This is a genomic window from Paenibacillus sp. MB22_1 (assembly GCF_047200555.1).
GTDB lineage: Bacteria > Bacillota > Bacilli > Paenibacillales > Paenibacillaceae > Fontibacillus > Fontibacillus phoenicis.
This window is the reverse complement of record NZ_JBLADV010000001.1, coordinates 1,837,737-1,850,519: the sequence shown is the minus strand read 5'-3', so window position 1 is coordinate 1,850,519 and position 12,783 is coordinate 1,837,737. Positions and strand designations below refer to the sequence as shown.

Annotated in this window: 19 protein-coding genes and 2 pseudogenes; 20 read left to right on the top strand and 1 reads right to left on the bottom strand. The window is 53.3% G+C overall.

Going from position 1 to position 12,783, the window contains the following annotated elements:
- Positions 1–6: 6 nt before the first annotated feature.
- From ACL02P_RS08650 to ACL02P_RS08560, 19 genes and pseudogenes are all read left to right on the top strand, one after another.
- Positions 7–261 (top strand): hypothetical protein, encoded by a 255-nt coding sequence (locus ACL02P_RS08650; protein ID WP_009222895.1) that lies wholly within the window; start codon positions 7–9, stop codon positions 259–261.
- A 27-nt stretch (positions 262–288) separates the two neighbouring features.
- Positions 289–753 (top strand): putative immunity protein, encoded by a 465-nt coding sequence (locus ACL02P_RS08645; RefSeq protein ID WP_260071420.1) that lies wholly within the window; start codon positions 289–291, stop codon positions 751–753.
- A gap of 20 nt (positions 754–773) precedes the next feature.
- Positions 774–1,436, top strand: a complete 663-nt coding sequence (locus tag ACL02P_RS08640) for a DUF4085 family protein (RefSeq protein WP_412837121.1) — start codon at positions 774–776, stop codon at positions 1,434–1,436.
- A 42-nt stretch (positions 1,437–1,478) separates the two neighbouring features.
- On the top strand, positions 1,479–1,928 hold the full coding sequence (locus ACL02P_RS08635) for a GNAT family N-acetyltransferase (RefSeq protein ID WP_036643904.1): 450 nt from the start codon (positions 1,479–1,481) through the stop codon (positions 1,926–1,928).
- Positions 1,929–1,941: 13 nt separating this feature from the next.
- Entirely contained in the window at positions 1,942–2,448 is a 507-nt protein-coding gene (locus ACL02P_RS08630) for a response regulator transcription factor (protein WP_412837120.1), read from the top strand.
- Positions 2,445–3,901 (top strand): annotated as a pseudogene (locus ACL02P_RS08625) (ATP-binding protein). Before ACL02P_RS08630 ends, ACL02P_RS08625 begins: the two are co-directional and overlap by 4 nt.
- A 558-nt stretch (positions 3,902–4,459) precedes the next feature.
- Positions 4,460–4,774, top strand: a complete 315-nt coding sequence (locus tag ACL02P_RS08620) for a hypothetical protein (protein WP_412837119.1) — start codon at positions 4,460–4,462, stop codon at positions 4,772–4,774.
- A complete protein-coding gene (locus tag ACL02P_RS08615; RefSeq protein ID WP_412837118.1) occupies positions 4,713–5,057 on the top strand; it encodes a hypothetical protein in 345 nt (114 codons plus the stop codon). The genes ACL02P_RS08620 and ACL02P_RS08615 overlap by 62 nt, the downstream gene beginning before the upstream one ends.
- On the top strand, positions 5,054–5,242 hold the full coding sequence (locus tag ACL02P_RS08610; RefSeq protein WP_036643716.1) for a hypothetical protein: 189 nt from the start codon (positions 5,054–5,056) through the stop codon (positions 5,240–5,242). Before ACL02P_RS08615 ends, ACL02P_RS08610 begins: the two co-directional genes overlap by 4 nt.
- Before the next feature lie 42 nt (positions 5,243–5,284).
- Positions 5,285–5,995, top strand: coding sequence for a stalk domain-containing protein (locus ACL02P_RS08605; RefSeq protein WP_009222901.1), 711 nt, complete (start codon positions 5,285–5,287; stop codon positions 5,993–5,995).
- A gap of 222 nt (positions 5,996–6,217) precedes the next feature.
- Positions 6,218–6,673 carry a DinB family protein gene (locus ACL02P_RS08600; RefSeq protein ID WP_260071967.1) on the top strand — a complete coding sequence of 152 codons (456 nt, stop codon included), beginning with the start codon at positions 6,218–6,220 and terminating at the stop codon, positions 6,671–6,673.
- Between the two features lie 43 nt (positions 6,674–6,716).
- Positions 6,717–7,610: a pentapeptide repeat-containing protein gene (locus ACL02P_RS08595; protein WP_323076391.1), complete on the top strand. Its 894-nt coding sequence runs from the start codon at positions 6,717–6,719 to the stop codon at positions 7,608–7,610.
- Positions 7,607–8,521 carry an AraC family transcriptional regulator gene (locus ACL02P_RS08590; RefSeq protein ID WP_412837117.1) on the top strand — a complete coding sequence of 305 codons (915 nt, stop codon included), beginning with the start codon at positions 7,607–7,609 and terminating at the stop codon, positions 8,519–8,521. Before ACL02P_RS08595 ends, ACL02P_RS08590 begins: the two co-directional genes overlap by 4 nt.
- Before the next feature lie 76 nt (positions 8,522–8,597).
- A complete protein-coding gene (locus ACL02P_RS08585; protein ID WP_412837116.1) occupies positions 8,598–9,323 on the top strand; it encodes a YjjG family noncanonical pyrimidine nucleotidase in 726 nt (241 codons plus the stop codon).
- 239 nt (positions 9,324–9,562) lie between these two features.
- Positions 9,563–10,066, top strand: a complete 504-nt coding sequence (locus tag ACL02P_RS08580; protein WP_412837115.1) for a GNAT family N-acetyltransferase — start codon at positions 9,563–9,565, stop codon at positions 10,064–10,066.
- A gap of 116 nt (positions 10,067–10,182) precedes the next feature.
- Positions 10,183–10,713 carry a cupin domain-containing protein gene (locus tag ACL02P_RS08575; RefSeq protein WP_412837114.1) on the top strand — a complete coding sequence of 177 codons (531 nt, stop codon included), beginning with the start codon at positions 10,183–10,185 and terminating at the stop codon, positions 10,711–10,713.
- Complete coding sequence (locus ACL02P_RS08570; RefSeq protein ID WP_016312533.1) at positions 10,710–11,216, top strand: GNAT family N-acetyltransferase; 507 nt, start codon at positions 10,710–10,712, stop codon at positions 11,214–11,216. The genes ACL02P_RS08575 and ACL02P_RS08570 overlap by 4 nt, the downstream gene beginning before the upstream one ends.
- 20 nt (positions 11,217–11,236) lie before the next feature.
- The gene (locus tag ACL02P_RS08565; RefSeq protein WP_412837113.1) at positions 11,237–11,632 is read left to right on the top strand and encodes a zinc ribbon domain-containing protein; all 396 of its coding nucleotides are present in this window, start codon (positions 11,237–11,239) and stop codon (positions 11,630–11,632) included.
- A 2-nt stretch (positions 11,633–11,634) separates the two neighbouring features.
- Positions 11,635–12,057 carry an NUDIX hydrolase gene (locus ACL02P_RS08560; RefSeq protein ID WP_028537835.1) on the top strand — a complete coding sequence of 141 codons (423 nt, stop codon included), beginning with the start codon at positions 11,635–11,637 and terminating at the stop codon, positions 12,055–12,057.
- Between the two features lie 62 nt (positions 12,058–12,119).
- Here the strand turns inward: ACL02P_RS08560 and ACL02P_RS08555 are convergent.
- Positions 12,120–12,430 (bottom strand): annotated as a pseudogene (locus ACL02P_RS08555) (amino acid permease); the annotation flags it as partial.
- A gap of 14 nt (positions 12,431–12,444) precedes the next feature.
- Here ACL02P_RS08555 and ACL02P_RS08550 point away from each other — a divergent pair.
- Positions 12,445–12,699 carry a LysR substrate-binding domain-containing protein gene (locus ACL02P_RS08550; RefSeq protein WP_232228279.1) on the top strand — a complete coding sequence of 85 codons (255 nt, stop codon included), beginning with the start codon at positions 12,445–12,447 and terminating at the stop codon, positions 12,697–12,699.
- The last annotated feature ends 84 nt before the right edge of the window (positions 12,700–12,783 follow it).

Below are 12,783 nucleotides of genomic sequence, written 5' to 3'. Positions count from 1 at the left end.
AAGAGCTTGCTATACGCTTTTCTGGTCGGCGTTGGTTTTTGTCTGGTTCCTTTTCCGGCGATGGATTTCTTTCTGCTTCGTCCCATCTTCGGGTTTATACGCGCTCTTGGCATGATTGTAACGATCTTCGCCGGGTTATTACTCTTAACGGAATGCTATACACACCTCAAAAGCTATTACGGAAATTTGATCCCAAACCTGGCCATTACCGCCGCTGTGATTCTTGCGCTCTTGCTTATTTTCTATTGGGGATTGTTCTAACTAGCTTCGTATCGGGGAAAGGGGAAAATCCACTTGGAATCCAGGAAGTTTGTTGATGTGAAAATCAAACGGGCCATCGCAGACCAAGCGGAGCAGATGGACCAGCGAACGCTGGCGTTATGGGCGGCGGAATGCGCGGAACGCGTGCTGCCTTGCTTCGAGGCGGCACGGCCGAAGGACCTGCGGCCGCGGCAGGCGATCGAAGCGGCGCGCGCTTGGGTGCGCGGCGAAGTCAGCATGGCCGCGGCGCGCGCGGCGGCGGTTGCGGCGCATAACGCGGCGCATGATGCCGGCCATGCCTCCGCCGGCGCTGCGGCGCGAGCCGCCGGCCACGCGGCGGCTACCGCGCATGTGGCGGGGCACGCGGCGCACAGCGCCACCTACGCCGCCAAGGCGATCGCCTATGCTGCGGACAACGCGGAAGCGGCCAAAGCAAGGGCCGAGCAGGAGCGGCAGTGGCAGCTCCGTCGGTTGCTGGAATTGGGGACATAAGCAATGACGGGGGCGTTGAGTTGAAGTATTTTACCAAAGCAATGTATGAGCAAATGCAAATCCGGGGGTACCTGGTTTATCCGGAATCTGAGCAAGAGCTGGAGGCAGACAAAGCCTGGTATGTCGAGCAAGGCAGGGACTATGATAAAGAAGCCAAGGAGATGTATAAATGGTTCATTCAACCTCTGATGTTAAAGCATTTCCCTTCCAGCATTCATCCTCAGGTTCTTGATGGGAGCTTCATGAAGACAAGATGGCCCAGTCCTGAATTGGCTGCCTGGATCAGGGAGTGGAAAGGCAACTGGGATGCAGAATGGAAACGGCGTTGCGACGAATACAGGGATAGATATGAACAGATCATGCAGAACCTTCCTGCAGACGCTCGGCAACTTTGGGAGAATGTCCGATTTCATGATGCCCGAATCCAGGTATTCACTCCGCGCGATGATGGTTCCGTTGAGATTGTACTTGATGAGGTTGGTAAAGAACAATTCACGCGTCTTGTTTTTCAGAACGTGAAATCACTTCGTGTGGAAAAGCCTGAGCTTCTGCAGGGCAGCATGTGCTTGTATGAGGAAATCGATTGGACCGAACCCCATTGGTTTGAGTTCCGGCTGCTGCTCGAAGCTCCGAGGGAAATGCACGAGCTTTCGCTGGTTGCCGGCGGCGTGAACATAGAGTAGTTTATCATTTACGAAGGAGCTAAACCGATGAATCCTACATCATTGATCGTCCGTGAAGCGGAATCCGGTGACCTGGAGACCTTGGTACGGCTGTTTGACGAGTATCGCCAATTTTATGAACAAGCCTCGGATCTCGAAGGAGCCCGTAGTTTTCTGGCGGAAAGGGTAAGCCGGCGCGAATCCGTCGTCTTTCTGGCCATCGATTCGGTCAGCGGGAACGCGATTGGGTTTACGCAGCTGTACCCGTCTTTTTCCTCGATCTCGATGAAACGGGTGTGGATATTAAATGATTTGTACGTGCGGGAGGAATATCGGAACCAAGGTGCGGCGAAGCTGCTCTTGGAAGCAGCAAAATCCCACGCTCAGCGGACGGACGCAAAAGGCCTAGAGCTGTCAACAGCGATCACGAACGTCCGGGCTCAGCGATTGTATGAAACAAGCGGGTATGATCGGGATACGGAGTTTTATCATTATTTTTTGAGCTTGAAGTAAAGGGAGTCATCGCATGACCAAAGTGCTTGTAGTGGATGACGAGGCGAGTATTTCCGGAGCCGTGTCGTATGCGCTTCGGCGGGAAGGGTATACGGTGGAGATGGCAGCGTACGGGCAAGAGGCTTTGGACCAAGTTGAGGTGTTCAAACCGGACGTGATGGTGCTGGACGTGATGATGCCTAAGCTAAGCGGATACGAGGTTTGCCGCAAGCTGGAGGGGCGGCCATTGCGGCCAGTGATCCTTACGATCCATCTGCTCAACCGGACGGTTCATGCCGGAGATACCCTGATCGATTTGACGCCAAAGGAATTTGATTTGCTGGCGCTCTTGGCCGGTCATCCGGGACGGGTGTATTCTCGGGAAGCGCTGTTGGAGCAGGTGTGGGACATGGATTTCGCGGGCGGCACGCGAACGGTGGACATGCACGTGCAACGGCTGCGCAAGAAGCTGGGCCAGTGGAACGATTGCATACAAACCGTATACGGCATCGGCTATAAAAGCGTGGAGCCTTCGCCATGAAACAGCGGGGCCTAGGGTTTGGTTTGAAATGGAGAGCTGCGCTGCTGCTGGCTTTCCTGCTTGCTGCTGTGATCGCTGTGCTTAGCCTGTTGGTATTGGCCGGGATCCGGGAGGACCAGCGTAAGCGCTTGGAGCAAATGCTGGCCGCAGAGGCGGAAACCGCGAATCTCCGGGTCCGTCAAGAAGCGCTTACGAGCGTATCACCGGCTCCGGACGCGTTTATGGAACTCAGCGGACAAGGCCTTGCCGTCAATTTAGGTGCCGAAAGCGGACTCCCGGTCACATGATATAAGTTGGACGGGACGCTTGCTGGCACCTCGTTGCCGTTTCAGCCGAAGGTGGACGTCCAGGACGCGCTGGCTTATACGGCCAAAGGACAGTCGGCGTATATCACGCAAGGGGATCAGCTATTGTATCTAGCATCGCTATATACGATGGATCAGCAGCCGGTAGGGACGGTCCAATTTCATGTGTCCCTTGCGGAGCAGCAAGCTTTTTACGAAAGGATTCGGCGGCTGTTCTGGCTTGTAGGCGGGGCCGTACTGGTTGGGGGATTTCTGCTCGGCTACCTCTATGTCTGGCGGCAGGCCAATGTGATTACGCGGCTAAACCGCGCCGCCATGCGCATCGGGGAAGGGGAGTACCTCCGTGAGCCAACAGTTCGCCGGAAGGACGAGCTTGGCGAATTGGCGTTGGGGATTTTTGAAATGAGCGGAAAAATTGCCACGACCCACGCCCAGTTAACCGATGAGAAAAGCAAGCTGATCGAGGCCGTGACCCGATTGCAGGAGCTGGAGCAGCAGCAGGAGCTGTTTATCGGGAACATCAGCCATGAGCTGAAGACGCCGCTGACCTCGATCCTCGCCTATACGGATCTGTTGGACATGTATCGGGACGACCCGGCGCTGCTCGATGAGGCGTGCCGCCAGATCGGCATGGAGGCGGAACGATTGTACGCGCTGGTTGAGAAATCGCTGAAGCTCTCCTCCATGGACGTCTATGAATTCGAGACGCATGCGGCCTCGGTGGACCTGAAGCCCTTGCTGGAGGAGGCGGCGGCACGCCTGCAGGCGAGGGCAGAGCAGCAAGGCATCCAGATCGTCACCGACCTGCAGGACGGCAAGGTATGGGCCGATGCAAATAATGTGATGCATATGGTGATGGATCTGTTGGATAACGCGGTGAAATATAACCGGCCGGATGCAAATCACGGTCAGGGATACCGGTATCGGCATTCCGCCGGAGGCACAGGCCTGCATCTTTGATCCGTTCTACACCGTCAGCAGCGACCGGTCCAGAGCCCACGGCGGGACGGGCCTTAGGCTGGTCGCTGGCGCGCAGCCTTGCGCAGAAGCAGCACGGCTCGGTGAACCTGGCGGCCTCCGGTCCCGAAGGATCCACGTTTGTGATCGAGCTGCCGCTTGAACGTCCGCAGCCTGAGAACGGTGGCTAAGCTGGCTCATTTCAGCCCAGACTTGAATAAGTCGGGGCTTTTTTTGCATCCAAATGCAAAAGTGCAGTTGATTTCTAGGATAACCGCTGGTTTTGAGCCGGTGAAATGCAAAAGTGCATTTGAAATGGGGCGATTTCGCTCCCAAAGGGCGTTTTGGGCCGAAATGAACTGCACTTTTACATCTAGAGGGGCATTTTTCCGTCTACAGCGGGAAATGAACTGCACTTTTGCAGTTGCGGGTGACGTTACAATGACAACCGACGATGCAATCGCAGGAGAGATACATTTACAACCGACATTGCAACCGCAGCCAACGGTACACTCGCAGTAGCCTACAATACAATCGCAACAGACGTTACAATCGCAGTCGATGTTACAAGAACGTTACAAGTCGGATATTTTTATGTGAAAGGTCTTCCCTATACTGAAGTCAACAGGGGGAACCGAATCAGCCGCCCCGAAACAACGGGGGTGAGCGGTATGGACGGCGACTCCTGTGGCAAAACGCAGGAGGTACCTGGAATGAAGCCCCCTATTGGCACCTAAGCACTTCAACTTATGGCAGCAGCGCTTGTGTTGGTTATCGTGACGGCTTGCCAATCGAATGAGAAACGACTCACGGTCGTTGACCCCGGAACGCACCAAACCGGGCAACAACAGCCCGTTCAAACCGGTGTGGAGCAAGCGGATACCAAGCGACAGCTGACGGTTGTAGATGCGCCTCGGTCGGCAGGCCGGGAATTCGCGTCGCCAGGACGCATGCCATTGAGGATCGAGCATCCAGTCCTGGATTTCGGAGGACGAGGTGAAGGTGGAAAAGACCCGACTGGTCAAACCCGGGACAGCGACGGAGGAAGCGCAATTCGCGTATGAGGTCTCGATCGTGAACCTGGTGACTGGCCAGACACGCCAGCCTGCGGGAGAGGAGAGACAGCAGATGGACGGCTACATGCTTGTGAAGGAGACCCCGTCTCCCGATGGCCAGTACCGTTTCATTCAGAAATGGAAGAATAAGTACACGGCCGACAACTTTGTAGAGAATCGTCAAACCGGGGAGATCATTCAAATCCCGGGGGATAACTACCTGGGGCTGGGCGGGTGGCTAAACGATGAAACGTACATTTTAGCTGCCGGATCGATGGAAGGCCGGGGATGAATGGCGTGTATATTTTTGACACCGGCTCCGGGCAAGTGTCCCCGCTCGCTCCTTATTACGCATCGGTCGATCCGCCTCCTCATGCGATCTATCCGTTCAGCTGGAGCCCATCGGGCAAACGGCTGGGCATTACGGTGGACGATCCGAAATCGCTGCTGGTCACTCAAGTGATCGATTTTAAGTAGAAAATTCAAATTCAAATTTATTAAGGGAGAGGAACTAACGATATGAACAACAACATGAAAAAATCAATTCTGGCTTTCGCCGTAGTAGGTATGACCTTATCCGGAGCTGCCGGAGTTTATGCCGGTACGAAATTGCAGAAAATCAACGCCTATCTGAACAACCAAATCAGCATCCAGGTCGATGGCAAAACCTATGCTCCAGTTGACGGGCAAGGCCGTCATTTAGCGCCGATTACCTATAACGGTATGACGTATTTGCCCGTTCGGGCGTTGGCAGACGTGCTGAAGGTCCCGGTAAATTATGATGCGAACAAACAACTGGTGCAGATCGGCAGCGAAACTTCGGAAACCCCAGGATCTGAGACCGGTTTAACTCCAGTGAAGTATACGAATGCCCAATTGGAAAAAATCAAAAAGGCGTTCGCCAAATTCGAATCCTTTGAAACGCCTTACGCGCCCCAGCAAATGGCCCAAGGAGATGCCTTCAAGATGGTGGGCGATTCGGATGACGGCGTGAATCTGATCTTTAATCATATGACGATTACAATTTCCCCGCGGGATTACGCCTATGGATATGAAGGGGAAACGGTCACCTTGTCCAACGGCACGAAAGCCAAATGGTACACACCATCCGACACGCCGATGCTGTCCTTCCAACTGGACGACCGGTTCGTTACATTGAGATCACCGGACGGGAAGTTAAGTTCGTCGCAACTGGAGGAGGTCGCCGTTACCGTTGCGAAGTTGAAATAAAGAGAGAGTAGTCAGAGAGAAGCGAAACAACGATAAACGATATGAAAAAGGTTAACCCATAAGGAATCACGGGAGGTCTGTCGGAGCAGGAATCTGTGTTGCTTCGGCAGGCTTTTTTATATTAGGCAAAAGTTAGGAAGTCGGCATTTACTTCCAGTCTTGTTCTAGACTAAGATAGGATTATTGGGCAAATTGAAGGTGATCTGAGGAGGGGAAGCGTAGATGAGTAAAAGAATCGAACAGCTGGAGCTCTTGCTGGAGAAGCTTTCAACAACGGTTAACAGTATCGATGAGGCACCATTTCAGAAGAAACCGTTGCCGGAGAAGTGGTCGAAGCTGGAAATCCTCGGACACTTGTGTGATTCCGCAGCCAATAACCATGTGCGGTTTATGAGGATCCTGACCACGGATGAGCCGGTCACATTCGAAGGATACGTACAGGATGAATGGGTGAGACGTCACGGGTATCAGCATCATTATGGGCGTGAGGAGCTTCTCTTGGTGTGGAACCAACTCAACGGGTTAATCCTGAATGCGCTGCGCAGTTCTGCCGAGACGGATTGGGAGAAACGGTGTTTTTTTACGGATGGCATCTCGATGACTCTTGAGGAATTGCTTGAAGATTATATTCGGCATGCGCGTCATCATCTGGGGCAAATCAGCGATCCTAAGCGTTAAATATTAGAGACACAACGATGGCAAAAAGAGAGGGAATCTTACGATGTCTGAGAATTTATCGACCAAGGAACCAGCATATGGCCGACGTCGCTTCACGCTGCAGGCGGACTGTGAGCAATGCTTTGGCTTGTGTTGTGCGGCCCTGCCTTTTGCGGCTTCGGTGGACTTCGCTGCGGACAAAGCGGCTGGACAGCCCTGCGGCCATTTGCGGGATGACTTCCGCTGCGGGATTCACGGCAGTCTGCGGGAGCAGGGGTACCGGGGGTGTTCCGTTTATGACTGCTTTGGCGCAGGGCAACGAGTGTCTCAGGTGACTTTCGCCGGGTTAAGTTGGCGTCAGGTGCCCGGATCGGCAAAGCCGATGTTTGATGTGTTCCCGGTCATGTGGCAGCTGCATGAATTGCTCTGGTACTTGGATGAAGCGTTAAGTCTACCTCAGGTCAGTCATTTACATGAACGTTTGCGGATTCGTTATGACGAGACGGAACGGTTGACCTCCGCCAAGCTGGACGACTTGCTCAGCTATGATGTGGCAGCGCATCGCGCGAAGGTCAACGAGCTGCTGCTGGAGGTGAGCAAGCGCGTCCGCGCTGAAGCGCTGCGGAAGGCCGGAACTGCATCCGGACGCCGCAGAAGCTTTGGGCGTGGTGCCGACTTGATCAGCGCCAAGCTGCGGGGCGCCGATTTGCGCGGCATATATTTAAGAGGTGCTTACCTGATCGCCGCGGATCTGCGGGGAGCGGACCTTCGCGGCGCCGACATGATTGGCGCAGACCTGCGGGATGCCGATGTAAGGGGAGCTGATCTATCAGAGAGCCTGTTCCTGACGCAAGCTCAGATCAATGCCGCCAAAGGAGACGCGGCTACCAAGCTGCCTCCCCTCCTCAAACGGCCCTTCTATTGGGAAGGGGCTTCGGGGAGGAAAGAAGCGAGATGAACGATTACCAGGAAAGGGTCGACCAGGTCTGCAAATATATCGATGCGCATTTGCATCACAAGCTCAATTTGGATCAATTGGCAGAATTGTCCCACTTCTCCAAGTATCATTTCTCGCGGATTTTTGCCTCGGTGACGGGGGAGACGCCGTTTGCGTACATCACCAAGCAGCGCTTAGCCCGGGCCGCGGCTTACTTGCGGGAGACCAACCAATCCGTGCTGGAAATTGCGCTGGGATGCGGGTTTGAGTCTGCTTCGAGCTTTAATGCGGCGTTCAAGAAGCACTTTGGTCGTACACCAACCGAGATGCGAGAGCAAGCCCGGCAAGATCGCAATATTTCGCAAGCGGACCGCAATCGGCAGGAAGCCGGTGCCGCGCCAAACCCTTATCATCAAACTGTAAAAAACAATTTATTGAGGAGGGTTTGGCAAATGCAAGCCACGATTGTAGAGCTTCCTTTGATGGAAGCCGCGTATGTGAGACATGTCGGAAGTTATCTGGAAACCTATCAGGCCTGGGCAAAGTTAGGTAAGTGGGCGGCGCAGCATCAGCTATTTCCGCCGGAGCAATCTTTTATCGGGATTTCCTTGGACGATCCAGCCGTGACCGAGGAGGAGGAATGCCGGTACGATGCCTGCGTCACCGTGCCGAATACGCTTAGCCGTGCGGATGCCCCGCCGGAGATCGGCTTCCAAACGCTGCCGGGCGGGCTTTATGCGAAGTTTTATTTTTATGATACATCGGAAAAGCTTGCGCTGCTGTACCAGAGCATATTCGGAAATTGGCTGCCGGACAGCGGATACGACCCGGATGATCGGTACTGTCTGGAGTTCAGTATGAACGATCCGGCGCAGGACACGCAGGGCAAGGCGAAGGTCGAATTATACATTCCGATTAAAGCAAGGGCATAAGTGGAAGTGAATAATGATCCTGAGCGGATGCCAGTAAATATTTTTTGAGGATAGAGAATGCAACAGGAGGAGCCCCATGACTTATACGCATCTTTTATTCGACGCGGACGACACATTGTTTGATTACCCGAAGGCGGAAAACCACGCCTTAAGCCGAACGCTTACGGAGGCGGGCATTCCTTGTACCGACGACGTGATGCGGGCATACCAGACCATTAACCAGCAGCTGTGGCGCGATTTGGAGCAGGGACTGGTGACGCAGGTCACTTTGCGGACGGAACGGTTCGCCAGACTGGTGAAGGAGCTCGGCGTAACTCCCCGCTCTCAGGTAGAGGAGATTAGTGAGCGCTATTTGGAGCTGCTTGGGGAGGGGACCTTCCTGCTGGAAGGCGCAACTGAGCTCTGCCGCGAATTGCAGGAAGCTGGGTTTCACCTGGCGATCATCACCAACGGCATCAAAAAGGTGCAGGTGAGCCGAATTGCCGGATCGGCATTGGCGCAAATGTTCGAGGCTGTCATCGTTTCTGAAGACACGGGGTATTCGAAGCCGCATCCGGGGATTTTTGACTATGCGTTTGAAGCATTGGGGCTTCGGCCAGCGGACAAAAGCCGGGTGTTAATTGTTGGGGATTCGTTGACTTCTGACATAAAGGGTGGTCTAAACTACGGGATCGATACCTGTTGGTATAACCCGAATGACCGCCCGAATACACTGAACCAACAGCCGACTTACGAGATTCGCCACTTGGCGGAGGTCAAGACGCTGGTCGGAGTCGGGGGTAGTTCTTCGGTAGACCTATGAGAACACGAGCTGTTCAAAATGGATTAAGGTGAGGAGTTGATAGGTATGACCGGTGTAGGGGTGATTGGGGTGCTACCCGCTCTCCTTTTCTTGTTTTATCTTGTTCTCGCTGGCTTAATTTTATATGCCTTGATCTTGTTTATTAGGCTGGCCCACCGGGGCATCGAAGCGCTAGATATCTATCTCCGGGACAAAAGAGGAAGGTAATTCGAAATCGCGAAACCAAGGAGGGCTAGTGCATGGACGTTCGAATCGCACCTATTTTACCGTCTCAAAGCTCGCTGTTTTTTAATTTGTTTCAGCTGTACTTGCATGATTTATCGGCGTTTACTGGCGAGGAACCGGGGGAAGACGGGCGATTTGATCTGGCGAACACTTCCCTTTACTTGGAGCGGGAAGAACTGCATCCTTATTTCATCTATTGTTCGGGGAAAGTAGCCGGCTTCATCCTGGTTTGCGCCCCACCGTTTGTGCCCGAGGAGATTGACTTTACGGTGCAGGAGATGTTCGTGCTTCATAAATATCGCGGAGGTAAAACGGCGGAGACGGCCGTCTTCGAAATTATGCGGCGCTTGAAGGGCCAAATCCGGGTGGAGCAGCTGCAGAATAACGCTGTTGCCGTAGCTTTCTGGAAGAAAATTTACCGGAAGCAAGGCATCTCTTTCGTTGAGACGATCGAACGCGTGGAAATCGAAGGGTTGTCCGGCCTTCACGAGGTTCTAGCTCAAACTTTCTCGTTGTAGACGAAAGCGAATACTCGAATCGGTCTGAAATTATGTATAATGAGAAGACCAACGTATGACCCGGCCCCAGGAAGCAATGATCTGCGGCCGGGCATTTGTTTATTAGGGGGAGAGACATGGCACATTTATATCATGCAGACCGTGTGAAGTATCATCAGAAGCAATCGCCCGTGCCAGAGTTCGCTTGGCATACAAGCGAGCGCTTGGCGGAGCTGGCCGGCTCCAAGCATTTAACGTTTGATATCCGTTCGCTGGATCCAGGGAAGTACTCTTTTCCTTATCATTTTCATCGTAATGCAGAAGAACTCTTCGTCATTCTGGAAGGCAGTGCGATGCTTCGGACGCCGGAAGGGCATCAGGAAGTACATACCGGGGATATCGTGTTCTTCGAAATGGGGCCCTCGGGGGCGCATCAGCTATTTAACCATTCGGAGAAGCCGTGCAAGTATCTGGATATTCGTACGAACATGGGGCTGGACATTTGTGAATATCCTGATTCAGGGAAGATCAATATTTTACCCTACCAAGAAGTTTACGAGAGCGCCGGCCAAGTTGATTATTTCAAAGGTGAGGATCAGGTAGCCGCCAAGTGGGCAGCGAAGGAGAACGGGAACGAGCATGAGGAACCAATGGAGAGATCTAATTGATAGAGATTCGAGAAATTCGAGTGGATGACGCTGAGCGCTTTTTGAATCTATGCTTGCAACTGGACCAAGAAACGAAATTTATGCTCTATGAACCGGGAGAACGTACCACGACGGCTGAAGAACAGCGGGAGCGGATTCAATCGATTCTGTCCGAAGCTGGCTCCACGATTCTGGTAGCGGAGGATCAAGGGAAGTTGGTTGGTTATTTGGCCGTGTTTGGCGGTCAAGCCAACCGAACGAAACACGTCGGTTACATTGTGGTCGGCATCACTCAAGCCTACTCGGGCAAAGGGATCGGAACTCGCTTATTTCAGGCTGCTGAGGCATGGCGTGCGGAGACGGAGCTCACCAAGTTCGAGTTAACGGTGATGATCCCTAATGAACGAGCCGTTGCTCTGTACAAGAAAGTTGGCTTTGAAGTCGAGGGTGTCAAACGATATTCGATTCGAGTGGATGGAAATTACGTCGATGAGTATTATATGGGCAAAATATTTGAGGCCTAATCCTGAAGGAGGCGTGAAGCGTGATTCAGTGTCCTTGGTGCGGAGAACAGGTCATATTGGTTGGTGACGTTTGTCCTGAATGCAAACATGAGGTGCTGCCTGAGCATCTGGAGGGATTCCCCGGGCCGGGATCGGGGGACCCTGTTGATCCTCCTCGGGTTGGGGATTACTTCGATCTGGAAGAGGTGCTGGAGCGTCGTTTCAAATGCAGCAAGTGCGGAAAACGGGAAGCTGCGGTGAAAGAAGTGGCCATGACCGGCACCGGGTTGAGCAAACTGATGGACATCCAGCACAACCATTATTTATTCGTCTCCTGCCTGAACTGTGGTCATGTGGAAATCTACGATCCAGATGTGCTTCGGGGACAGCCATCGGGTAAATTTTCGACGATATTGGACTTATTATTTGGAGGCTAACGATGAAACGAACAGATGTGGTATATTTGCTAATCCCCGATGAGACGAGAACCAAAGTGCTCATGGTGCAAAATGAAAACGAAGCCTGGACGCTGCCTGGAGGCGCGGTGGAGCCTGGCGAGACGCTGCAGATCGCGGCGATCCGCGAAGGGAAAGAGGAGACAGGACTGGATGTGAAGGTTCACGGGATCGTGGCTGTGAATGAATTTGTACATATAAAAAACGAGGAGCATGTCATCCTGCTGACGTTCCGCGCGGAAATTACGGGGGGCAAGCCGGAGATTACCCGTCCAGAGGAGATATTGGATATCGCATGGGTTGACGTGGAGCGCGCAGACGAACTGATGCCCTATTATCCGGAAGGGATTAGCTCCATTGTGGCCAGAGGGGTGGAAGTCACCTATTTTGATGAAGGACGGATTTAAGCAAGGCTGCGATGGACAGACCAGATGCTGTTTCGCCGCAGCCTCGTGACGACCGTATTAAATTAGATATCCAGAGAAGTGGCTTTCCGCCGGCTGAAGCGCAGCTGGATCCCGAGGCATAACAGCGCGATCAGCAGCGGGTAGAGCATGGCCCAGCCGGTGAACGGAATACGACGGCTGTAGCCGCAAACGAAATCCAGCTGAGGACAACGCCGATACGGCTGCCTTTGAGGAGCCGAATTCCGGCAGCGCAGCCGCCCATGTACGTGAGAATAAAGGTTGCGTTCGGAAATTGGATCAGCGTGCTGAGTGACATTGTCCCGGTTCCGTAAAGCAGCATGACGGCTATAAAGCAAAACATCAGAAACAAGAGCGAACGACTCGAACTTGGAGTTTTGGAGCATCGAAGCGATCAAGCAGTGTGTAATCTCCGGGCTGGGAGTCTCCTTCTTGCCGCGGGTCACCGTGCGCAGCGAGCTTGAAGAAGGCAAGCTGGTGAAGCTGAACTGGAATGACGAATCGCAGCGGGTGGCGACACAGTTGGCATTACACCGGAAGAAGTGGCGATCCCCTGCATTGGAGCAATTCGTCTTGATGGTTCGGGAACAAGCGGAACGATGGCGGAAAGAAGCTGCTATGTAGTCCATATCTAAACTTATTCAACATAATTTCGTTAATTTACGCCAATACTCCCTATAGTTTACGAAGAGCTTGAGGGAGGCTTGG

Coding starts and splice junctions, on each gene's coding strand:
- ACL02P_RS08630 (WP_412837120.1), top strand. CDS start 1,942: ATGACCAAAGTGCTTGTAGTGGATGACGAGGCGAGTATTTCCGGAGCC.
- ACL02P_RS08620 (WP_412837119.1), top strand. CDS start 4,460: ATGGCAGCAGCGCTTGTGTTGGTTATCGTGACGGCTTGCCAATCGAAT.
- ACL02P_RS08610 (WP_036643716.1), top strand. CDS start 5,054: ATGAATGGCGTGTATATTTTTGACACCGGCTCCGGGCAAGTGTCCCCG.
- ACL02P_RS08605 (WP_009222901.1), top strand. CDS start 5,285: ATGAACAACAACATGAAAAAATCAATTCTGGCTTTCGCCGTAGTAGGT.
- ACL02P_RS08600 (WP_260071967.1), top strand. CDS start 6,218: ATGAGTAAAAGAATCGAACAGCTGGAGCTCTTGCTGGAGAAGCTTTCA.
- ACL02P_RS08595 (WP_323076391.1), top strand. CDS start 6,717: ATGTCTGAGAATTTATCGACCAAGGAACCAGCATATGGCCGACGTCGC.
- ACL02P_RS08590 (WP_412837117.1), top strand. CDS start 7,607: ATGAACGATTACCAGGAAAGGGTCGACCAGGTCTGCAAATATATCGAT.
- ACL02P_RS08585 (WP_412837116.1), top strand. CDS start 8,598: ATGACTTATACGCATCTTTTATTCGACGCGGACGACACATTGTTTGAT.
- ACL02P_RS08580 (WP_412837115.1), top strand. CDS start 9,563: ATGGACGTTCGAATCGCACCTATTTTACCGTCTCAAAGCTCGCTGTTT.
- ACL02P_RS08575 (WP_412837114.1), top strand. CDS start 10,183: ATGGCACATTTATATCATGCAGACCGTGTGAAGTATCATCAGAAGCAA.
- ACL02P_RS08560 (WP_028537835.1), top strand. CDS start 11,635: ATGAAACGAACAGATGTGGTATATTTGCTAATCCCCGATGAGACGAGA.